The following is a 19,558-nucleotide window of genomic DNA, read 5'->3' as shown; positions in this document are numbered from 1 at the left end:
GAACAGCAGTGAGTGAGCAGAAGGCCGTCCGCTGGGAGAAGGACGCCGACGGCATCGCCGTCGTCACCCTCGACGATCCCGCCAGCAGCGCCAACACCATGAACGACGCCTACCGCGATGCCATGCGGGAGGTCGTCGACGACCTGGTGAAGCACAAGGACGACATCGTCGGTGTCGTCATCACCTCGGCCAAGAAGACCTTCTTCGCCGGCGGCAACCTGGACCAGCTCATCGCGGCCGGCCCCGACGACGCCGAGCAGATCCTCACGATGGTCGCCGAGGTCAAGGGCCAGCTGCGCACGCTGGAGACCTTCGGCCGTCCGGTCGCGTCCGCCCTGGTGGGCGCGGCGCTCGGCGGGGGCCTGGAGATCGCGCTGGCCACCCACCACCGGGTCGGCGTCGACGCGAAGGGCGTGGTCTACGGCCTGCCCGAGGTCAGCCTCGGCCTGCTGCCCGGCGGTGGCGGCGTCACCCGCGTCACCCGCATGCTGGGCATCGCGAACGGTTTCATGAACGTCCTCGCGCAGGGCCAGCGGCACAAGCCGGCCAAGGCACTGGAGCTGGGCCTGATCGACGAGCTCGCGGCCACCCGCGAGGAGGCGTTCGACAAGGCCCGCGCCTGGGTGCTCGCCAACCCCGAGCGCACCACCCAGCCCTGGGACCGGCCGAAGTACAAGATCCCCGGCGGCACGCCGTCGAACCCGTCGCTCGCGTCGATCCTGCCCGCGTTCCCGGCGAACCTGCGCAAGCAGCTCAAGGGCGCGCCGATGCCGGCGCCGCGCAACATCCTCTCCGCGGCCGTCGAGGGCAGCCAGGTCGACTTCGACACCGCGCTCAAGATCGAGGGCCGCTACTTCGCGGAGCTCGTCACCGGCCCGGTCGCGAAGAACATGATCAAGGCGTTCTTCTTCGACCTGAACGCGATCAACGGCGGCAAGTCCCGTCCGAGCGCGCCGGAGAAGTGGCAGCCCACCAAGGTCGCGGTGCTCGGCGCCGGGATGATGGGTGCTGGCATCGCCTACGTCTGCTCCCTCGCCGGCTGGGAGGTCGTCCTCAAGGACGTCTCGAAGGAGGCCGCCGAGAAGGGCAAGGCCTACTCCCAGGGCCTGGTCGAGAAGGGCGTCGCGCGCGGCAAGACCACGCAGGAGAAGGGCGACGCGCTGCTCGGCCGGATCCTGCCGACCGACGACTACGCCGACCTCGCCGGCTGCGACGTCGTCATCGAGGCCGTGTTCGAGTCCGTGGAGCTGAAGCAGGAGGTGTTCCGCGAGGCCGCGAAGTACATCAACGCCGCCGCGCTGCTGTGCTCGAACACCTCGACGCTGCCGATCACCGAGCTGGCAAAGGGGGTCGACCGTCCGGACGACTTCATCGGTCTGCACTTCTTCTCGCCGGTCGACAAGATGCCGCTGGTCGAGATCATCAAGGGTGAGCGGACCGGCGACGAGGCACTGGCCAAGGCGTTCGACCTGACCCTGGGGATCAAGAAGACCCCGATCGTCGTCAACGACTCCCGTGGGTTCTTCACCAGCCGGGTCATCGGCACCTTCATCAACGAGGGCGTCGCGATGATCGCCGAGGGCATCGACCCGCAGACGATCGAGCAGGCGTCGTCGCAGGCCGGCTACCCGGCCCCGGTGCTGCAGCTGATGGACGAGCTGACCCTCACGCTGCCGCGCAAGATCCGCGAGGAGACGAGGAAGGGCGTCGAGGCCGCCGGCGGCACCTGGACCCCGCACCCGTCCGACCCGGTGATCGACCGGCTCGTCGACGAGTTCGATCGCAAGGGCAAGAGCTCCGGCGCCGGGTTCTACGAGTACGAGAACGGCAAGCGCACCCGCCTGTGGCCGGGCCTGCGCGAGCAGTTCGGTGCGACGAACCACGACGTCGACCTGCACGAGCTGTCCGAGCGCATGCTGTTCATCGAGTCGATCGAGACCGTGAAGTGCGTCGACGAGGGCGTGCTGACCACCGTCGCCGACGCCAACATCGGCTCGATCTTCGGCATCGGCTTCCCGGCCTGGACCGGTGGCGTGCTGCAGTACATCGAGGGCTACCCCGGCGGCCCGGCCGGCTTCGTGGCCCGCGCCGACGAGCTCAAGGCCAAGTACGGCGAGCGCTTCGAGGTCCCGCAGTCCCTGCGTGACCGCGCGGCGAAGGGGGAGTCGGCCACCGCGGCCGCCTGATCCCGTCCGACACCGACCCCCGCCGGCCCCTCGCCGGCGGGGGTCGGTGCGTTCCGGATCCGCCGCGCGCCGTTCCCGCCGCGCTGCTCGTCGGTCGAGCGGATCCGCCCCCGCCCGTCGTGACCGGTCGAACCGGACCAACCGGGCGATCTGATCTTCAGGCACCATGGGGTGCGTGACGCAGTGGGTGTTCGACATCGTGGACCGGCTCGGCGCCGCGGGCATCGGGTTGTTGATCTTTCTGGAGAACGTGATCCCCCCGATCCCGTCGGAGGTGATCCTCCCGCTGGGCGGCTTCCGCGCCTCGACCGGCGCGATGAGCCCCGTCGGCGTCTGGGCGGCGGCCACGATGGGTGCTGTCGCCGGCGCGCTCGTGCTCTACGCACTGGGGCACTGGCTCGGCTACGAACGGGTGCACCGGCTGTGCGGCCGCCGCTGGTTCGTCGTCTCCAGCCAGAAGGACCTGGAGAAGGGGCTGGCCCTGTTCGAGCGCTGGGGGAACTGGTTCGTCCTCGGCGGGCGCTGCATCCCGATCGTGCGCAGCCTCATCTCGATCCCGGCCGGGATCGCCCGGATGCCGCTGCTGCGGTTCACCGCGTTGTCCGCGATCGGCAGCGGTGTCTGGAACGCGCTGTTCGTCTACCTCGGCTTCGTGCTCGGTGAGCGCTGGGAGGTCATCGAGGTCTACATGTCGCCGATCAGCAAGGTCGTCGCCGTGCTCGGCGCGGCGGTGATCGTGTGGCTGGTCGTGCGGAAGCTCCGGCAGCGCCGCAACCGCGACGCCGCGGTGTCGACCGGGACCGGCTGAACGCGCCGAGCCGACGCGCGGCTGCGCCGAACGGGTGATCTCGACAGCCCTGCGTACCGCCCCCGCCACGGGCCGTACCGCCGTGCCACCGCCGGCCCGGACGGCCGCGCCGCTGTGCGAACCTGATCGTCACGCACGCGGGAGACGAGCGGTGGAGGTGGTCGGGTGCGCCTGGTCGGGATCCACCACACCCACCCGTCGGGGGCGGTCGCGCTGCGCGGCGCCGACCTCGACGTCGACCCGGCCGTGCCGACCGTCGTGCGGGGCGGCAACGGGGCTGGCAAGTCCACGCTGCTGCGGATCGCCGCCGGCGCGCTCGCCCCGACCGCGGGTGAGGTCGAGGACGTCCCCGAGGTCGTCGGCTACCTGCCCGACCGCTTCCCGGCCGCCCGCAAGCTGACCCCGCGACGCTGGCTCGACCACATCGCCCGGGTGCGCGGCGTGGACGTCGACGACGCCGCCGACCGCGCCGATGAGCTCCTGACCGAGCTCGGGTACGACGGCGACGACGACGAGCCGATGGCCGACCTGTCCACCGGCAACGCCCGCAAGGTCGGGCTGGTGCAGGCGCTGGCCTGCGAGCCGGGGCTGCTCGTGCTCGACGAGCCCTGGAACGGCCTCGACGACGACGCCGCGGACGCCCTGACCAGGCTGCTCGCCGCGCGCGCCGCCCCGACCCTGCTGACCGACCACACCGGCACCGCGGCGGGCCTGCCCGGCGCCCGCCTGCACCGGCTGCGCGAGGGCCGGATCGCGACCGCCTCCGACCCGGACTCCGTGCCGCTGCCGACCGCGCCGCCGCCCGGGGCGATGATGCGCCTGGACATGGCCTGCGCGGGCGACCCCCGCCCGCTGCTGGAACGGGTGCTGCCGCCCGCCCGCGTCGAGGGCGCGGCGCCGGGCCGGTTCACCGTGCGGGTCCCCGCCCCCGAGAGCGACGCCTGGCTGGCGGCCGCGCTCGCCGCGGGCTGCGCGGTCCGCTCGGTGCGGCCGGTCCGTCCGGCTCCCCCGAGAGGCCGCCGGTGACGCGGCGGATGCGCTCGGCCTTCGCCGTCGCGATGCTGCTGGGCGAGGACGTCGGCCGCACCGAACGCTTCGTCGCCCCGCTGGTGCTCTACGCCGGCGCCCTCGCCGTGCTGTTCGGCGGGGCGCCCGGCCCGCTGCCCGCGCCGTGGGCGGCCAGCGCGCTGCTGCTCTACCCGGTCGGGGCCTGGCTGGCACACGCGCTGGCCGAGTCCGAGGACGACGACTCCCGCGCCGTCACCCTGTCCGCCGCCGGGGGCCCGTGGCCGGTCGCGGCCGGTGTGCTGATCGCCGCGACGGCCGGCGTGGCGCTGCTGGGGCTGCTCGCGGTGGTGTGGGGCGTGATCGCCGCCTGGGGCACGGCGACGACCGGGAGCCTGTTCGACGGCCTGCTCGCCCACCTGGCCTGCGGGATCACCGGCGCCGCGGTGGGGTCGGTGTTCTCGCGGCCGGTGATCCGCAACGAGGGTGTCGCGCTGATCGGTGCGCTGGTCGTGCTCGTGGTGACCGGGACGCAGCCGTGGCTGCCGCCGGTCGGGACCGCGGCCGCGGCGCTGGGGAGCGGGCGCCTCGGGGTGGGGCCGTTCGGCGACCTGATCGTCGCGCTGCTGGTGGCGGTCGCGGCGACGGCGCTCGTCGTCCGGGTCGAGCAGGGCGGTGTGCCGGGCGACCTGGGCGCACGCCTCCGCCGGCTCGCCGGGCGGCTGCGCCGCTGACCTGCGCCGCTGACCTGCGCTGCTCACCCGGAGCCGGTTCGACCGGCACCGGGCGGCGCCGCTCCTCGGTCCGGGGGAGCGCTCAGAGCAGGCCCGCGACCCTGCCCAGGCGTTCGACGGTTCCCGCGAACAGCGCGTCGCGGGCGTCGACGGCGTTCTCGAACTGGCCGAACAGCTCGAAGGACAGGTGCCCGAACAGCCCGGTCCATGCGGTGAGGGCGGCGAACACGGCCCCGTCGGACAGGTCCGGGAGGCCCAGTGCGGCGCGGACGCGGTCGGCGTCGGCGGCGAGCGCGGGGTCCGACTCGGGCGCGTCGACGAGCGTCCCCGCGGCATGCGCGGTGGCCAGAGCGCGGGCGAGCGGCTCCAGGACCCGGGCCGCGACGGGGACGGTGCCGGTCGGCGCGTGGTAGCCCGGCACGGGGGAGCCGTAGATCAACGCGTACTCGTGGGGGTGGGCCAGCGCCCAGCCGCGCAGGGCCTGCGCGATCGCCCGCCAGTGCTCCGCCGGGCTTGAGCCGGGGTCGGCCGCGGCGAGGGTGTCGGCCAGCGCGTCGTAGCTCTGCACGATCAGCGCGGTGAGCAGGTCGTCGCGGGTGGGGAAGTAGCGGTGCAGTGCCGAGGACACCATCCCGATCTCGCGGGACACGGCACGCATGGACAGCGCGGCCGCGCCGGTCTCGGCCAGCTGGCGGCGTGCCGCCGCGGTGATCTCGGAGACGAGCTCGGCGCGGGCCCGCTCGCGGGCGGTGCGGGAGGCGTTCACCGGGTCACCGTAGAGCACTGCATGAACGATGGTCGACGACGAGAGCAATGCTCTTGCTTTGGTCGAGCGAAAGCGAGAGCATTGCTCTCATCGATGGAGGGGTTCGTCATGTGGTGGTGGATCGGGGCCGGTGTGGCGTTCGCTGCGTACCCGGCGCTGCGGCCGTGGGGTGCCGAGCCTGCGGCGTGGGTCGACCCGTGGTGGGTTCCGGCGCACCTGCTCGGCGCGGCGGGGTTCGTGCTGCTGGCCGTGGCGGCCCGCGCCGAGCGGCCGGAGCGGAGTCCTGCCCGTCGGGACACCGCGGTGGCCGCCGTGCTCGGGGCGGTGTTGGTGCTGCCCTACTTCGGGGCGGAGGCGTTCGGTCTTGCTGCCCTCGGCGGGGCCGTGCGTGGGGCCGGGGGGTCGGGCATCGACCAGGCGACCGCGGTCGCGGTGTCGGAGGCGTTCCGGCTCGGCCCGTGGGCGGCGGCGACCTTCGTCGCCGGGCTGCTCGCGGTCGCGGTGGCGGGTGTCGCGCTGCTGCTCGCCGCGCGCCGGTCCGGGGGAGGGACCGTGGCCGGCGGGGTGCTCACCGGCATCGCTCTGCTCGCCTACCTGCCGCAGTTCTTCGCGCCGCCGGAGGTACGGGTCGCCCACGGCGTCGTGCTGGGGATCGGGTGCGTGCTGATCGGGTTCACGGCGACGCATGCCTCGGCGGCGCGGCCCGCGGCCTGAGCCCGACCACCGGCCGTCGGGGGCGAGGGGATCTGCGCCGGACGGGGACCCGGACGCCGGATCGCCACGAGCGTCGACATCCCGCGGGACATCACACGCGGTAGTGCTCGACGGTCGCCGCGAGCGTCGCCTCCCAGTCCGGCATCGGCGCTCCTGCCAGGACCGCGGCGAGCCGGTCGAGATACCAGTGCCAGCCGGGCCCGGCGTCGGCCGGGGAGAACCCTTCGGGCAGCACCTGCTCGAAGACCAGCAGAGTGCCGTCACCGTCCGGGGTGAGGGTCGCCGACAGTTCCCACGGCTCGCCGTCGCCCTCGCGGACCTCGACGACCAGTCGGTGCGGCGGCTCGCAGTCGCGCACGAGCATGTCCGACGGGGGCCCGCCACCGTCCTCGGCGCTGGTCAGGACGAGCGCGACGGTTCCGCCGGGCCGGCCGTCTCCGCTCCACCGGCCGAACCATCGTGCGCAGCGGTCGGGATCGGTGATCGCCGACCAGACGTCGGTGACGGGCTCGGTGTGCCGACGGTGGAATCGCAGCACGGCACGCCCGTCGGCGTCGCGGACCACCTGCCCGGCACGGGCCAGGGTCTCGTCGTTCGCGGTGTCGTCGTTCGCGGTGTGGTCGTTCATGGGGTCTCCTTCGATCCGCGGGCCAGTTCGGTTCCGAGTGCGTCGAGACGCTGCGTCCAGAACCCGCGCAGTCCGGCCAGCCACCGCTCGGCCGCGGCCGGCCCGGACGGGTCGACCGCATAGAGCCGTCGGGTGCCCTCGGCGCGGACGGTGGCGAACCCGTTCTCCCGCAGCACTCGCAGCTGCCGCGAGACCGCCGGTTGCGAGATGCCGAACTCGGCGCGCACGACCTCGGTCACCCCGCCTGCGGTCCGCTCGCCGCCGGCCAGGAGCTCGAGGATGCGCCGCCGTACGGGATCCCCCAGGACGTCGAACGCTTCCACAACATGAAGCTTATATAAGCGCAGGCGTAAATAGCAACGGCCCTGGACGCGGTGGTCCTCAGGCTCTACGGTTCGTTACATTAGTAATGAACCACCGAGCTACGACACCGTGAGGCCGCCGTGATCGACGACGGCCGCCCGTTGTTCGCGCAGATCGCGGAGGACATCGCGTCCGCCGTGGTGGACGGGACCTACCCGGAGGAGACCCAGGTTCCGTCCAGCAACGAGCTCGCCGCGTTCCACCGGATCAACCCGGCCACCGCGGCGAAGGGTCTCAACCAGCTGGTCGCACAGGGTGTGCTCTACAAGAGACGGGGGATCGGCATGTTCGTCGCGCAGGGGGCGCGGACCCGGCTGTTGGAGAGCCGTCGCGAGGACTTCGCCCGGCAGTACATCGCTCCGCTGGTCACCGAGGCCCGCAAGCTCGGGATCGACCCCGAGCAGCTCAAGAAGATGATCGACGTCTGGGGGGACGACCGATGAGTACGAACGTGATCGCCATGCACGGCGTCACGAAGCGCTACGGCAGCGACGTGACCGCGCTCGACGACGTGACGTTCGCGCTGGAGGAGAACCGCATCCACGGGCTGCTCGGCCGCAACGGCGCCGGCAAGACCACCGCGATGCAGATCCTCACCGCGCAGAACTTCGCGTCCTCCGGGCGCGTCGAGATCTTCGGCGAGCAGCCCTACGAGAACGCACCGGTGCTCGCCCGCACCTGCTTCATCCGCGAGTCGCTGAAGTACCCGGACTCCTACACCGTCGGGCACGCACTGCGCGCCGCCGCGACCGTGTACCCGCACTGGGACCAGGCGTTCGCCGACCAGCTGGTCGAGGAGTTCGCGCTCCCGCGCACCCGGCGGGCCAAGAAGCTCTCCCGCGGCCAGGTCTCCGCCGTCGGCGTGATCATCGGACTCGCGTCGCGGGCCCCGCTGACCTTCTTCGACGAGCCCTACCTCGGTCTCGACGCCGTCGCCCGCCAGCTGTTCTACGACCGCCTGCTCGCCGACTACGCCGAGCACCCGCGCACCGTGGTGCTGTCCACGCACCTCATCGACGAGGTGTCCGACCTGATCGAGCACGTCGTCCTGATCGACGGCGGCCGGGTCCTGATCGACTCCGACGCCGAGGACCTGCGGGGGAGCGCCGTCACCGTGACCGGGCCGGTCGAGGCCGTCGAGCGGTTCGCCGGCGGGCACGTCGAGCTGCACCGCGAGCAGATGGGTGGCTTCCTGCGCGTGACGCTGTCCGGCGCCGTGTCCGAGCCCACGCTGCCGGCGCTGCAGTTCGAGCCGGTCTCGCTGCAGCAGCTCGTCGTACGCACCACCCAGCAGAACTCCGCCGCCCGCTCCGACCGGAAGGTCCTGTCATGACCACCGCCGCCGCCGTCGCCGAGGTCGACCGCCCCGTGACCACCGGGAGCAGGCTGGCCGCGGTCCTCCGGATGAACCTCGTCGACGCCCGCAACCGGGTCGGCATCCCCTGGGCCATCCTGGCGCTCATCTTCGCGATCAACCTGGCCATCTTCTGGGCAGTGCAGGCGGGTGTCGGCTCCACCGACGGCGGGATCACCGGTGCGCTCACCGCGATGTTCTTCATCGTGGGGTCGCAGTACCTGATCACGATGACGCAGGTGATGCCGTTCGCGCTGAGCCTGGGCATCACCCGGCGGCACTTCTACACCGGGGTGCTGTCCCTGCTCGCCGTCGAGACCCTGCTGCACTCGGTGCTGCTGACCGTGCTGTTGGAGATCGAGGGGGCGACCGGCGGCTGGGGTGTCGGGATGCAGTTCTTCGCGGTGGGGTTCCTGTCGGGGCAGAGCGTGCTGCTGACGGTGCTCTGCTACTGAGTCCCGATGTTCGTGATCGGCGCGGTGTTCCTGCTGTTCGGGGCGGTCTTCCGGCGCTGGGGGCAGCTCGGGGTGTGGGCGCTGGGCGCCGGCGCGGGCCTGGTCGTCGGGGTGGCCGTGGTGCTGGTGACGCTGCAGCAGGCATGGTCGGCGGTGGGCCGGTTCCTCGCCGGGGCGCCGGTGCCGCTGCTGCTCGCCGGCTACCCGCTGCTGGTGGGTGTGCTCGCCGCCGTCGGCGGCTACCTCGTCGTCCGGCGCGCCCGGGTCTGACGGCGCGGCAGGGCCCGGCACCCTCGTGGGGGGTGGTGCCGGGCCCCGTCCGCGTTCACCCGTGCAGGACGACGTCGGCCCGCTCCGGAGCACCCCCGGTGCGGGCCAGCTCCTGCTCGGCGCGGCGCCAGCCGTCGCGGAACGGGGCGTAGCCGGGCCAGTCCGCCCGATCCCGCAGTCGCCGCTCCCGCTCGTCGGCGGGCGCGTCCACCCAGATCGCGAGCGCGGTCACCGGCGCGAGCTCGGCCGCGCCGCTCCCGCACCCCTCCAGTACGACGACGGGTGCCGGTGCGAGCGTGCGCTCCGGGCCCGGCCGGTCGTGCACCCAGTCCCACGACGTCCAGCGCAGCGTCGTCCCGGCGGCCAGCGGGTCCCCGATCCCGCGCCGGGCCAGCGCCGGGACCCGGGCCAGGCCGTCCCAGCCGGGGCACAGGTCCTCGATCTCGAGCAACGGGGCGGCGAGCCGGTCGGCCAGCTCCCGGGCCCGGGTCGACTTCCCGGCGCCGGAGAAGCCGTCGACGGTGACCAGCCGGTTCCCGGCCGGGCCGGCGGGCGCGGTGGCCACGAGCCCGGCGACGACGTCGGTCCACCCGGGACCGGCGGCGAGCCTCACGGACGTACGACCACCTTGACCTGCGACGGGTCGGGGGACAGCGCGTCGCCGACGTGGTCGAGGTCGACGTGCCCGGTCACCAACCGGTCCAGCTCCACCGCGCCGGTGGCGGCCAGGCGCACCGCGGTGGGCCAGGTGTTGGCGTAGCGGAAGGTGCCGGTCAGGGTGATCTCGCGGGACTGCAGCGCCGACACCGGCAGCGTCATCTCGTCGGCGCCCATCCCGACCAGCACCGCGGTGCCGCCGGGGCGGACCGCGGGCAGCCCGCCCAGCACCGCCGCCGGCACCCCGGAGCAGTCGACGAAGGCGTCCACCCCGGACACGTCGGTACCCGGGGCGACGACGTCGGTCGCCCCGAAGTCGCGGGCCAGCGCGGCACGCCCCGGGTCCGGGTCACTGACGACGACCTCCGCGGCCCCGAGCACCGCGGCCACCTGCGCGACGAGCAGACCGATCGGCCCGGCACCGGCGACGAGCACCCGCGACCCGGCCCCGGTGCGCGCCTTGTGGTGCGCCCACAGCGCGACCGAGAGCGGTTCGAGGAGCGCGGCGGCGTCGTCGGAGACGTGCTCGGGGACGGGGTGGGCGAAGTCGTCGGCGACCGTCACGTACTCGGCGAACGCGCCGTCGACCGGCGGGGTCGCGAAGAAGACCATGTCCGGGCACAGGTTGTAGGCGCCGGTGTGGCAGTAGCGGCAGCGCCGGCACGGCACGCCCGGCTCCAGCGAGACCCGCTCGCCGATCCGGCCGGTGTCGACGCCCTCGCCGACGCCGACGATCCGCCCGGACGGCTCGTGCCCGAGCACCATCGGCTCACGCAGCACGAACTCCCCGATCCGGCCGTGCCGGAAGTAGTGCACGTCCGAGCCGCAGGTGCCGACCGAGGCGACCCGCACCAGCACCTCGCGCGGGCCGGGGCGGGGGACCGGGCGCTGCTGGACCTGCAGCTCTCCGGCGGCACGCAGCACGCTGCACCGCATGGACTCGGGGACCTCGGCGATCGTCGTCACGCGGCCGACGGTTCCACGCCCGGCCGGGGGCGGGCAACGCGACACACACCGACCGGGCGGGACGTGCCGGTACCCGTGCGGCCGATCATGGGACGGCGGCCGTCCGCACCCCGGGCGGGCGCCGGTGGTGTACTGCACCGCGACGAGGAGCAGGCCCGGTCATCCCGCGGGTGGCCGGCGAGGAGAAGGACACGCATGGGTTCGGCCATCGAACGACCGGCGGTCACCGGCTTCCACCACGTGTCGGCCGTCGTGACCGACGTGGAGTCCAGTGCGCTGTGGTACCAGCGCGTCCTCGGGCTGCAACGGCTGCCGATGACCTTCCCGCACCACGGTGCGGGCGGTGGCGACCCGGAGAAGGCGGCCCTGCTGCTCGACGCGGTCACCGGGGTGATGATCGAGCTGCACGCCGACGGCGACGGCAGTCCGGTCCGCGGGGCCCTGGACCACCTGGCGTTCGGCGTCGCGGACCGGGCCACCCTCGACGACTGGGCCGCCTGGCTGGACGCGCTCACGGTGCCGCACGGCGGCGTCGTCGACCGGACCGACCCGACCGACTACGCCACCCTGGAGTTCCGCGACCCGGACGGCATCACGCTGGAGTTCATCCACTTCCCCGGGCGCGGCTGATCAGGCGCTGCCCGGCTCCACGCAGACCAGGCCCCACGGCCGGTCCTCGACCCGGGTCATCACCACGGTTGCGTGCCGCGACCCGCGGCCGCGCAGCCTGCGGGCGAGCGCCTCGACGTCACCGGCCAGGCCGCGGCGGCGCACGTCGACCGCCCCGACGTCCAGGTCGCGGAGCAGACGCGGCAGCCGCTTCTGGTCCCACGGGCGGGAGTCGAGCACCCGCAGCGGGCGGGCGAACGGGGTGGGCGGGGGCTCGTCGTCGCCGGTCAGGAACGCGATCCGCGGGTCGATCCGCGACGTCGAGGTGGCCCGCGCGAGCGCCGACACCAGCCCGGCGCGGGTGACGGCCGGGTTCGGGTCCAGCAGCCACCCGCCCGGCTCGCCGACCGCGATCCCGGTGTCCCCGTCCGGCGGGTCGGGCTCGCCGGAGAGCTGGTGCACCCTGTCGTCGTGAACGACGGTGGCGCGCGTGCGGGCCCCGGCCAGCGCCGGCGACCAGGCGCATGCCTCCTTCAGCTCGCGCCCGACCGCGAGGAACTCGATCTCCCAGCCGGCCGGGACGGTGTCGTGGTCGATGCCCGGGGCCGCCTTGACCCCCACCGCACCGACCCGGCCGGTCAGCCCGACGCACCACTCCAGCGGCGGCTCGGACTCCCCGGTGCGCATCCGGCCGCCGCCGGTGCGCCGGGCGGGGTCGACGAAGACACCGTCGGCGCCGGACAGGTCGACATCGCGGACGTCGGAGCGCACCGTGCGGGCCCGCCCGCCGTGTACGGCGGCGTTGCGGGCCGCCATCCACAGGTGCACCGGGTCGAGGTCGACGCCGGTGACGTCGTGCCCCGCGGCGACGAGCGACACCAGGTCCCCGCCGATCCCGCAACACAGGTCGAGCACCGTGCGGCCGGCGAACCGCGCGGCGCGGTGCCGTGCGATCACCTCCGACGACGCCTGCTCGAGCCCGTCACGGGTGAACCACATCTGCCGTGCCCGTGCGAACTTGCGGGCCGCCCGGTCGCGCAGGTCGGCCTGGGCCATCGCGTCGGCGACCAGCTCGGCGTCGTGCTCGCGGCGCAACGCGGTACCCAGTCGCAGCGCGGCGTCGCCGCCCCGGTCGGCGACGGCGAGCCGGTCCAGCAGCGCGGTGCCCTCCGGCCCGGCGAGCCGCTCCAGCCGGGCGATCGGATCGTCGATCACGGCCCCAGTGTCCACTGGTACCGGAGGCACCGCTCCGGCCGGCGGCCACCGCTGGTGGCCGGAGCACCTGCGGCGGGCTGGAGCGACGGGCCGGCGTCCGCCGTGACCGGGGCGCCGTCGCCGGTCGCGGTGCTGGTCCGGGGGCGCGCACCGGAGACGTCGCCCGCCCGGCCCTGACCAGCGGCGATCCGTGGCGACCGCCCGAACGGAGCAGCGGGCTCATCCCCGTCGTCCCACTGATCCCGATTATTCCCGCGTTCCTTTGTGTCACAGCGCAATCGGAGCACCGGATGGATTCGGGTGACCGCCGTGAGGGTGAGTTCGTCCCTCATAAGAGTGGCGGGTGTGGCTGTTGTGCACTGTGTGCTTCTAGTTTCCTCGATATCGGACAAGGCGGACACCGATGGGACGGGAACGGGGCCAATGAGGCGTGGACTGGCGCGACGCACAGTGATGAGTGCTGCGGCGGTGGTGACGGTGAGTGCCGTCTTCTACACCGGAGGGGTGCTCCTGATCACCGACGGCGCGCCTCTGCCCGCGGCGAGCGCACCCGTCGTGTCCGGCGTCGCCCCGCAACCGGCGCTGCCCGCGGCGCCCGGCGTGCTCGCCGAACCGATGTCCAGCCCGTCGGGGAGCTCGGGGAGTCCGGTCGACTCCGCTCTGCGATCGTCGTCCTGGGCCGCAGGCGCCGGGACGACGGCGAGCGAGACCCTCGTGCGGGGCGCCGAGGACACGACGAGCTCGGCCGCACCCGCGGGCTCGGCCGTCGGTTCCGCGCCTGCCGCCTCCGTGCCGCCCACGCGGGCCACCCTGGGCGCTCCGTCCGCGCCCTCCGGGAAGGCCGCGGACGGAGCCACCGCTCCGGCTCCTCCCGCCAAGGCTCCGACCGTGCCGGGGACCGCGTCCGCTCCACGGGATCCGGCCGCCGCAGCGGTGGCCCCCGTGGCGAAGCCCGTCCCGGCAGCCGGGACCGCCCCCACCGCTCCCGCGGCGCCGGCCGGGAAGCCCGTCGCTCCGGCCGCGGCTCCGGCTCCGGCGGCCAAGCCCGCTCCGGCTGCGGCTCCGGCCCCGCGGCCCGCTGCTCCGCCGGCTGCTGCTCCGCCGGCCAAGCCTGCTCCGGCGGAGAAGCCCGCTCCGGCTGGGGCGCCGGCTCCGGCCCCCCGGCCTGCGGGTCCGCCGGCCGCTGCTCCGGCGGAGAAGCCGGCCCCGGCGGAGAAGCCGGCCCCGGCGGAGAAGCCTGCACCGGCGGAGAAGCCTGCACCAGCGGAGAAGCCGGCCCCGATCGACACACCTGCACCTGCGGAGAAGCCCACTCCGGCCGACACACCTGCACCGGCGGAGAAGCCCGCTCCGGCCGACACACCTGCTCCGGCGGAGAAGCCGGCGACCCCGCCGGCTCCGACCCCGCCGGCTCCGACCCCGCCCGCCCCGGCCCCGGGTGACACCCCCACGGCCCCGGCCGAGCAGCCCGCCCCCGACCCGGCCGAGCAGCCCGCCCCCGACCCGGCGGAGACTCCGTCCACGGAGCCGGCCACCCCGCCGGTCGACAAGCCCGCTTCGCCGGGAGACCCGGCTGCCCCCACGGAGGAACCCGCCGTGACCGACCCTTCGGCCCGACCGGCCGACCAGAGCAGGCCCCGCCCCGGCGCCACCAGTGCGGCCGAGCGCTACGGCTGGGGCGCGCCGCTGCCGGCGTCGGACGAGTTCGACTACACCGGACCGCCCGACCCGGCGAAGTGGAACCAGGCCGGCGAGTGCTGGCCCGGTCACGCCGGTAACGGCGGCCGCTGCGCCAGCCGGTCCACCGTGAAGGACGGCAAGCTCGTCCAGACCGGGCTCCGCAACGGCGACTCGGCCTGGATCTCGTCGAAGTTCAACCAGCAGTACGGCCGCTGGGAGGCACGCGTCCGCTCCGAGGGCACCGGCCCGGACAACGGCAGGCAGTACCACCCGCTGCTGATCATCTGGCCGCAGTCGGACCGCTGGCCCCAGGACGGCGAGTACGACTTCCTGGAGAACGGTGCCCCCGGCGAGCGGTGCGCCGAGGCGTTCATCCACTACCCGCACGGCCGCGGCGCGGTCCAGCAGGAGCACGCCAAGGAGAGGAACTGCGGCGCACCGCTGAGTGAGTGGCACAACGTCGCGATCGAATGGACGCCCGACCACGTGAAGGGCTTCATCGACGGCAAGGAGTGGTTCTCCTTCTCCGACGGCGCCCGGTCCGGCCGCAGGAACATCCAGGCCATGCCGAGCGGGCACCTGACGATCCAGCTCGACAACTTCTTCGGCGGCAACATGCAGCCGGCGACCTACGAGGTGGACTGGGTCCGGATCTACTCCCTCGACCCGAAGTGACCGGCTAACGCCAGGACGCCGTTGCGCGATGGGACGGATGTGTCGCTACTCACGCGCAGGACCGCGGGATGGCTGCTCGCGGGCGTCGTGGTCGTGGAGGCCGTGATCCCCGCGGTCGGTCTGCTCACCACCGACCCGCCGCGCCGCTACTCGTGGAGCATGTTCGTCGCCTCCTCGACGGAGTACGCCTACTCCGGACGGACCGCCGACGGCGCCCTCCGGAGTCTCGACACGGCGGCGCTGCCGTGGCCGCAGCGGACCGTCCACTACGGATCCACGGTCCCGGACCTGCTGTGCGCGGCGAACCCCGACCTCACCGCGGTGTCCCGGACCTGGGACGGCCGTCCGGAGCGGGAGCAGTCGTGCTGAGGATCCCCGACACGCTTCCGGCACGGCCGCTGGCCGGGTACCGCATCCTGGTCGGGCTCGTCGCCGGGGCGAAGGCGCTGGAGCTCGGCGTGAGCCCGCTGCTCGGGACCCGGGCCGGGCCGCTCTTCGGGGTCGGCCCGGTGCTGCCCGCACCGGTCTGGCTCGCACTCGGCGCGGTGATGGGGCTGGCGGCGCTGGCCCTCGTCGTCGGGTGGAACGCGCGGGTGGCGGCCCTGGTGGTCGCGTCGTGCACCGCGGGCTTCGTCTGGGGCGCGGGCTACTACTCCAACCACACCTACCTGCTGTTCACCGTGGCTGTGCTGCTGTCGTTCACCGACTCCGACGCGGCCTGGTCGGTCCGCTCGTGGCGTGACCAGGGGACCGGCCGGGTGTGGGCGGCGCCGGTGCTGGTGCTGCGGGCGCAGATCACGATCGTCTACGTCTACGCCGCGCTCTCGAAGATCCGCCCGGACTTCCTGTCCGGCAACGGGCTGGCGTCCTGGGCGTGGGACTCGGTGCTGGTCCCGGCGGCGATCCTGACCCCGCTGTTCCTGGTGCCGATGGCCTTCGGTGCGGTGCTCACCGAGCTGTTCGTGGCGTTCGGCCTGTGGTCGTCGAGGCTGCGGCCGGTCGCCGTCGTCGCCGGGCTCGGGCTGCACCTCGGCATGATCGTGATGCTGTCCGACGGGGTGCACGCCGCGGTCGAGCTCGGGCTGTTCGCCACCCTCACCTGCGGCGGCTACCTGCTGTTCGTCGACCGTGCCCCGGTCGTCGACGGGCTCACCGGCCCGGTCGTGGTGCCCCGGCAGCGCCGGTCGGAACCGGCGCTGCCGAGCACGGTCACCCGGCGCTGACGCCCATCGCCTCGGCCAGCCGCAGGTGCGGAGCGGCCTCGTCGTGACGCGAACGGCGCTGCAGGGTGCGCCCCAGGAGCAGGTGGGCGTAACCGTCGGCGGGCTCGCGCTCCACCAGCTCGCGGAGCTCGGTCTCGGCCCGACCGAGCTGCGCGGAGTGGTAGTACGCGCGGGCCAGCAGCAGCCGGACCGCGGTGGCCTCGGGCTGCTCGGCGACGAGCTCGGCGAGCACCGTCGCGGCCCCCGCGGGGTCGCCGGAGTCGAACAGGTACCCGGCGTGCTCCCACCGGTCGGCAGGCCCTGCTTCCGTCCCGGTCATCCAGGACAGCGCGTCGATCCTCATCGGTGCGGCCTCCTTCCGGCCCGTTCGGTTGATACGTCAACCACAACCGCGGCGCCGGTCGTTCTGTTCCCGGCTCAGGCCAGGGCGGCTCGGACCAGCTCGGGCATCCCGGTCGCCGGACGGCCGAGCAGCGCCGCCAGGTCGTCCGACGGCTCGGCGAACAGCCCCGACGAGATGAGTCCGCCCAGGAACGCCAGGTCACCTGCCTCGTCGAGCGGGATCCGGCGGTGGGTCACCGGCCGCCCGGACTCCGCGGCGATGGTCGCGGCCAGCTCGTCGTAGGTCCACAGCGGACCGCGCAGTTCGTAGGCGCGCCCGGCGTGCTCGCCCGGCCCACCCGCCACGACGACGGCGGCCGCCCGCGCCAGGTCCGCGATCGTGGCCGTGTTCAGCGCCCGGCCGCCGTCCGCGGCGATCGTCTCCCCGGCCTCGACCGCTGCCCGGACCACGGCCGGGTTGACGAAGGAGTCGGAGTAGAAGGTGTTGCGCAGCGGCGTCACCGGAAGTCCGGAGTCGCGCAGCAGGCCCTCGGTCACGGTGTGGTCGGCGAGGAAGCCGGGCGCGTCGGGCCGGTCGGCCCCGACGGCGCTGGTGTAGACGACGTGCCCGACGCCGGCCTCGGCCGCGGCCCGGACCACGTTGCCGTGCTGGCGCTCGCGCACCCCGGGGGTCACGTCGGAGCCGGACACGAAGAGCAGACCGTCGGCACCGGCGAACGCCGCCTTCAGCGAGGCCGGGTCCTCGTAGTCGCCGACATGCACCCGGACCCCGGCCGCCGCCAGGTCGGCGACCTTCTCCGCGGACCGGGCGAGCACGCCCACCTGCTCCGCCGGCACGGTCTCCAGCAGCGCCCGCACGGCCGCGCCGCCCAGCTTCCCGCTCGCTCCGGTCACGATGATCATTGCTGTCTCCCCATCTCGTCGTGGACGGTGGCCACACTGCCCGATAAGCTTTCGATCGGTAAGTACGTACCTAGGGGTAAGTAGGTGGGTGCACGGTGAGCACGCAGGTGGAACGGCGCACGGGTCTGTTCTCGGGTGACGCGTTCGACAGCAGCTGCCCGTCGCGGTCCGTCCTCGACCACGTGACGTCGAAGTGGGCGGTGCTCGTCCTCGTCGTCCTGTCCCGCGAGGACCACCGGTTCTCCGCGCTCCGCCGCGCCGTCGGTGGGATCAGCGAGAAGATGCTGGCGCAGACCCTGCGCACCCTGGAGAACGACGGGTTCGTGCACCGCGAGGTCGCGCCGACCACCCCGCCGCAGGTCAGCTACGGCCTGACCGAGCTCGGCCGCGGCGTGACCGGACACCTCGCGGGGCTCGTCGGCTGGATCGAGGACCGGATCCCCGAGGTGCTGGCGGCGCGCGAGCGCGCCTAGGCCCCGCCGCCCCGGCGCTCGTGGCGGGTCTGAGGCACCGGGCGGGCCCTGTCCGGGGGGTGGTGCGTCCCACACTCCGTGGTCCCCACAGGTCGGTCTCAGCGTCGTCACAGCGACGGTGAGCAGGATAGGGCTCATGGCGACGACTCCCGACGTACCGACCTGGGTGGGTGAGCTCGACCGGCTCGCCCCGGCCCGCGACCTCGAGGTCGATCCGCGGTTCGCCGCGGCACGGCTGCTGGTCACCGTCGGTGGCACCCCGCAGGGCCAGGTCACGGTGCCGCTGAGCGGCGGCCGGGCGACGGCCGCGGAGCTCGCGCTCGCCGTGGGCGGGCTGCCCGCGGCCGACACCGTCGCCCCCGCGCCGTCCGCGACCGACCCGGTCACCGTGGTCGTCGCGACGCGCAACCGTCCCGAGTCGCTGGCCCGCTGCCTGCGCGCGGTCCTCGCCTCCGATCACCCGGCGCTGTCGGTCGTCGTCGTCGACAACGACCCGGACGACGAGCGGACCGAGCTGGTCGTGCGTGCCGCTGGCTCCGACCGGGTCCGCTACGTCCGCGAACCGCGTCGCGGCGCGTCCATCGGGCGCAACCGGGGTCTGGCCGAGGCGCGCACCGAGATCGTCGCCTTCACCGACGACGACACCGAGGTCGACCCCGCCTGGGCCTCCCGCATCGCCGGCGCCTTCGCCGCCGATCCCGAACTCGCCTGCGTCTCCGGCCCCGTCCTGGCCGCCCGCCTCGCCAGCCCCGAGGAACGCGCCGCCGACGTCGCCCTGGCCTGGAACAAGGGCTTCACCCCGCGCCGGTTCACCCTCGCCGAACCCCCCGCGGACTCCCCGATCTTCCCCTTCGCCCCCGGCCTGTTCGGCATCGGCGCCAACCTCGCCGTCCGCGCCAGCGCCGCCCGCGCCGTCGGCGGCTTCGACGAGGCCATGGGCCCCGGCACCCCCACCCACGGCGGCGAGGACTGCGAGTTCCTCGTCCGCATGATCCTCGCCGGCCACGTCCTGGGCTACGCACCCGGCGCCTACCTGTGGCACCACCACCGCCCCGACCAGGCGGCGCTGACCGCCCAGCTCGAGGGCTACGCGATCGGGCTGGGCAGTTTCCTGGCCAAGGTGGCGCTGTCCCCGCAGGGCCGGTCGGTCGCGCTGCGCCGGCTCCCGGCCGCGGTCGCCCGGCTGCGCCACATCTCCGACCGCGAGGCCGGCGCCGGCGACGCCATGCCCGACAGCGGGTTGGTCGAGCGGGGTAGCCGGCTCGCCCGTGGCGGCTGGGCCTACCTGCAGCGGTCCCGTGAGGTGCGCCGCAACGGTGGCGCGGTGCCGCCGATGCGGCTGCCCGAGCGGTCCGCGCTCGTCCCGGCGCACATCCGCCGTGCCGCCGAGGCCGCGCGGGTCCGCGCCGAGGCGGCCGCCCACGCCGCCCACGTCGACCCGACGGCCGTCCCCGCCCCGCGCCCCGACCAGCAGGCCGAGGCGGACGACGACCGCGGGGCCGCAGAGCTCGCCCGGAACTCCGCGGCCTGAG

Annotated in this window: 24 protein-coding genes; 15 read left to right on the top strand and 9 right to left on the bottom strand. The window is 74.2% G+C overall.

Translation table 11 applies throughout. The features are described from left to right. Positions 1–8 precede the first annotated feature (8 nt). From KPL59_RS14820 to KPL59_RS14805, 4 genes are all read left to right on the top strand, one after another. Positions 9–2,186 carry a 3-hydroxyacyl-CoA dehydrogenase NAD-binding domain-containing protein gene (locus tag KPL59_RS14820; RefSeq protein ID WP_226361139.1) on the top strand — a complete coding sequence of 726 codons (2,178 nt, stop codon included), beginning with the start codon at positions 9–11 and terminating at the stop codon, positions 2,184–2,186. 175 nt (positions 2,187–2,361) lie between these two features. Continuing rightward, positions 2,362–2,994, top strand: coding sequence for a DedA family protein (locus tag KPL59_RS14815; protein WP_226361138.1), 633 nt, complete (start codon positions 2,362–2,364; stop codon positions 2,992–2,994). A 165-nt stretch (positions 2,995–3,159) separates the two neighbouring features. Next, positions 3,160–4,020 carry an ATP-binding cassette domain-containing protein gene (locus KPL59_RS14810; protein WP_075308604.1) on the top strand — a complete coding sequence of 287 codons (861 nt, stop codon included), beginning with the start codon at positions 3,160–3,162 and terminating at the stop codon, positions 4,018–4,020. Further along, positions 4,017–4,733 (top strand): hypothetical protein, encoded by a 717-nt coding sequence (locus KPL59_RS14805; protein ID WP_226361137.1) that lies wholly within the window; start codon positions 4,017–4,019, stop codon positions 4,731–4,733. The genes KPL59_RS14810 and KPL59_RS14805 overlap by 4 nt, the downstream gene beginning before the upstream one ends. Positions 4,734–4,815: 82 nt before the next feature. Here the strand turns inward: KPL59_RS14805 and KPL59_RS14800 are convergent, their stop codons facing one another. After that, positions 4,816–5,499 carry a TetR/AcrR family transcriptional regulator gene (locus KPL59_RS14800; RefSeq protein ID WP_043280316.1) on the bottom strand — a complete coding sequence of 228 codons (684 nt, stop codon included), beginning with the start codon at positions 5,497–5,499 and terminating at the stop codon, positions 4,816–4,818. Positions 5,500–5,592: 93 nt separating this feature from the next. On the opposite strand from KPL59_RS14800, the gene KPL59_RS14795 reads away from it, so the two are divergent. Then, positions 5,593–6,213 carry a hypothetical protein gene (locus KPL59_RS14795; RefSeq protein WP_226361136.1) on the top strand — a complete coding sequence of 207 codons (621 nt, stop codon included), beginning with the start codon at positions 5,593–5,595 and terminating at the stop codon, positions 6,211–6,213. Positions 6,214–6,304: 91 nt separating this feature from the next. On the opposite strand, the gene KPL59_RS14790 is transcribed toward KPL59_RS14795, so the two are convergent. Together KPL59_RS14790 and KPL59_RS14785 are read right to left on the bottom strand one after the other, a co-directional pair. Continuing rightward, on the bottom strand, positions 6,305–6,841 hold the full coding sequence (locus tag KPL59_RS14790; protein WP_226361135.1) for an SRPBCC family protein: 537 nt from the start codon (positions 6,839–6,841) through the stop codon (positions 6,305–6,307). Next, positions 6,838–7,164, bottom strand: a complete 327-nt coding sequence (locus KPL59_RS14785; RefSeq protein WP_226361134.1) for a helix-turn-helix transcriptional regulator — start codon at positions 7,162–7,164, stop codon at positions 6,838–6,840. Before KPL59_RS14785 ends, KPL59_RS14790 begins: the two co-directional genes overlap by 4 nt. Before the next feature lie 123 nt (positions 7,165–7,287). Between KPL59_RS14785 and KPL59_RS14780 the strand changes: the two genes are divergently transcribed. The 4 genes from KPL59_RS14780 to KPL59_RS14765 are packed head-to-tail and all read left to right on the top strand — an operon-like array spanning position 7,288 to position 9,283. After that, entirely contained in the window at positions 7,288–7,647 is a 360-nt protein-coding gene (locus KPL59_RS14780) for a GntR family transcriptional regulator (RefSeq protein WP_043280317.1), read from the top strand. Further along, the gene (locus KPL59_RS14775) at positions 7,644–8,537 is read left to right on the top strand and encodes an ABC transporter ATP-binding protein (protein WP_226361133.1); all 894 of its coding nucleotides are present in this window, start codon (positions 7,644–7,646) and stop codon (positions 8,535–8,537) included. Before KPL59_RS14780 ends, KPL59_RS14775 begins: the two co-directional genes overlap by 4 nt. After that, positions 8,534–9,013: a hypothetical protein gene (locus KPL59_RS14770; RefSeq protein ID WP_226361132.1), complete on the top strand. Its 480-nt coding sequence runs from the start codon at positions 8,534–8,536 to the stop codon at positions 9,011–9,013. The genes KPL59_RS14775 and KPL59_RS14770 overlap by 4 nt, the downstream gene beginning before the upstream one ends. A 6-nt stretch (positions 9,014–9,019) precedes the next feature. Further along, complete coding sequence (locus KPL59_RS14765; RefSeq protein ID WP_226361131.1) at positions 9,020–9,283, top strand: hypothetical protein; 264 nt, start codon at positions 9,020–9,022, stop codon at positions 9,281–9,283. A 55-nt stretch (positions 9,284–9,338) separates the two neighbouring features. On the opposite strand, the gene KPL59_RS14760 is transcribed toward KPL59_RS14765, so the two are convergent. Continuing rightward, on the bottom strand, positions 9,339–9,896 hold the full coding sequence (locus KPL59_RS14760; RefSeq protein WP_226361130.1) for a hypothetical protein: 558 nt from the start codon (positions 9,894–9,896) through the stop codon (positions 9,339–9,341). Then, positions 9,893–10,906: an NAD(P)-dependent alcohol dehydrogenase gene (locus tag KPL59_RS14755; protein WP_226361129.1), complete on the bottom strand. Its 1,014-nt coding sequence runs from the start codon at positions 10,904–10,906 to the stop codon at positions 9,893–9,895. The genes KPL59_RS14760 and KPL59_RS14755 overlap by 4 nt, the downstream gene beginning before the upstream one ends. 195 nt (positions 10,907–11,101) lie before the next feature. On the opposite strand from KPL59_RS14755, the gene KPL59_RS14750 reads away from it, so the two are divergent. Next, positions 11,102–11,536 (top strand): VOC family protein, encoded by a 435-nt coding sequence (locus KPL59_RS14750; protein ID WP_020625876.1) that lies wholly within the window; start codon positions 11,102–11,104, stop codon positions 11,534–11,536. Here KPL59_RS14750 and KPL59_RS14745 read toward each other — a convergent pair whose 3' ends face one another. Together KPL59_RS14745 and KPL59_RS36925 are read right to left on the bottom strand one after the other, a co-directional pair. Further along, positions 11,537–12,730: a class I SAM-dependent methyltransferase gene (locus tag KPL59_RS14745; protein WP_226361128.1), complete on the bottom strand. Its 1,194-nt coding sequence runs from the start codon at positions 12,728–12,730 to the stop codon at positions 11,537–11,539. 491 nt (positions 12,731–13,221) lie between these two features. Continuing rightward, positions 13,222–13,587, bottom strand: coding sequence for a hypothetical protein (locus tag KPL59_RS36925; RefSeq protein ID WP_226362140.1), 366 nt, complete (start codon positions 13,585–13,587; stop codon positions 13,222–13,224). A gap of 739 nt (positions 13,588–14,326) precedes the next feature. Here KPL59_RS36925 and KPL59_RS36920 point away from each other — a divergent pair. Genes KPL59_RS36920 through KPL59_RS14720 form a run of 3 tightly spaced genes read left to right on the top strand, consistent with a single transcriptional unit; the run spans position 14,327 to position 16,308 of the window. After that, complete coding sequence (locus KPL59_RS36920; protein ID WP_226362083.1) at positions 14,327–15,085, top strand: glycoside hydrolase family 16 protein; 759 nt, start codon at positions 14,327–14,329, stop codon at positions 15,083–15,085. 39 nt (positions 15,086–15,124) lie between these two features. Further along, entirely contained in the window at positions 15,125–15,454 is a 330-nt protein-coding gene (locus KPL59_RS14725) for a hypothetical protein (protein WP_075308592.1), read from the top strand. Next, positions 15,448–16,308, top strand: a complete 861-nt coding sequence (locus KPL59_RS14720) for an HTTM domain-containing protein (RefSeq protein WP_226361127.1) — start codon at positions 15,448–15,450, stop codon at positions 16,306–16,308. Before KPL59_RS14725 ends, KPL59_RS14720 begins: the two co-directional genes overlap by 7 nt. Here KPL59_RS14720 and KPL59_RS14715 read toward each other — a convergent pair. Further along, positions 16,295–16,651, bottom strand: coding sequence for a tetratricopeptide repeat protein (locus KPL59_RS14715; RefSeq protein WP_020624570.1), 357 nt, complete (start codon positions 16,649–16,651; stop codon positions 16,295–16,297). The two genes, KPL59_RS14720 and KPL59_RS14715, sit on opposite strands and share 14 nt — an antisense overlap. A 74-nt stretch (positions 16,652–16,725) precedes the next feature. Then, positions 16,726–17,553, bottom strand: coding sequence for an NmrA family NAD(P)-binding protein (locus KPL59_RS14710; protein ID WP_226361126.1), 828 nt, complete (start codon positions 17,551–17,553; stop codon positions 16,726–16,728). A gap of 95 nt (positions 17,554–17,648) precedes the next feature. On the opposite strand from KPL59_RS14710, the gene KPL59_RS14705 reads away from it, so the two are divergent. Both KPL59_RS14705 and KPL59_RS14700 read left to right on the top strand, forming a co-directional pair. Beyond that, positions 17,649–18,026, top strand: a complete 378-nt coding sequence (locus KPL59_RS14705) for a helix-turn-helix domain-containing protein (RefSeq protein ID WP_226359026.1) — start codon at positions 17,649–17,651, stop codon at positions 18,024–18,026. Between the two features lie 136 nt (positions 18,027–18,162). Continuing rightward, positions 18,163–19,557 (top strand): glycosyltransferase family 2 protein, encoded by a 1,395-nt coding sequence (locus KPL59_RS14700; RefSeq protein ID WP_226361125.1) that lies wholly within the window; start codon positions 18,163–18,165, stop codon positions 19,555–19,557. The last annotated feature ends 1 nt before the right edge of the window (position 19,558 follow it).

Origin of the sequence: Pseudonocardia sp. ICBG1142, from assembly GCF_020496255.1 — a bacterium.
Taxonomy (GTDB): Bacteria; Actinomycetota; Actinomycetes; order Mycobacteriales; family Pseudonocardiaceae; genus Pseudonocardia.
This window is presented reverse-complemented; position numbering and strand designations above follow the sequence as displayed.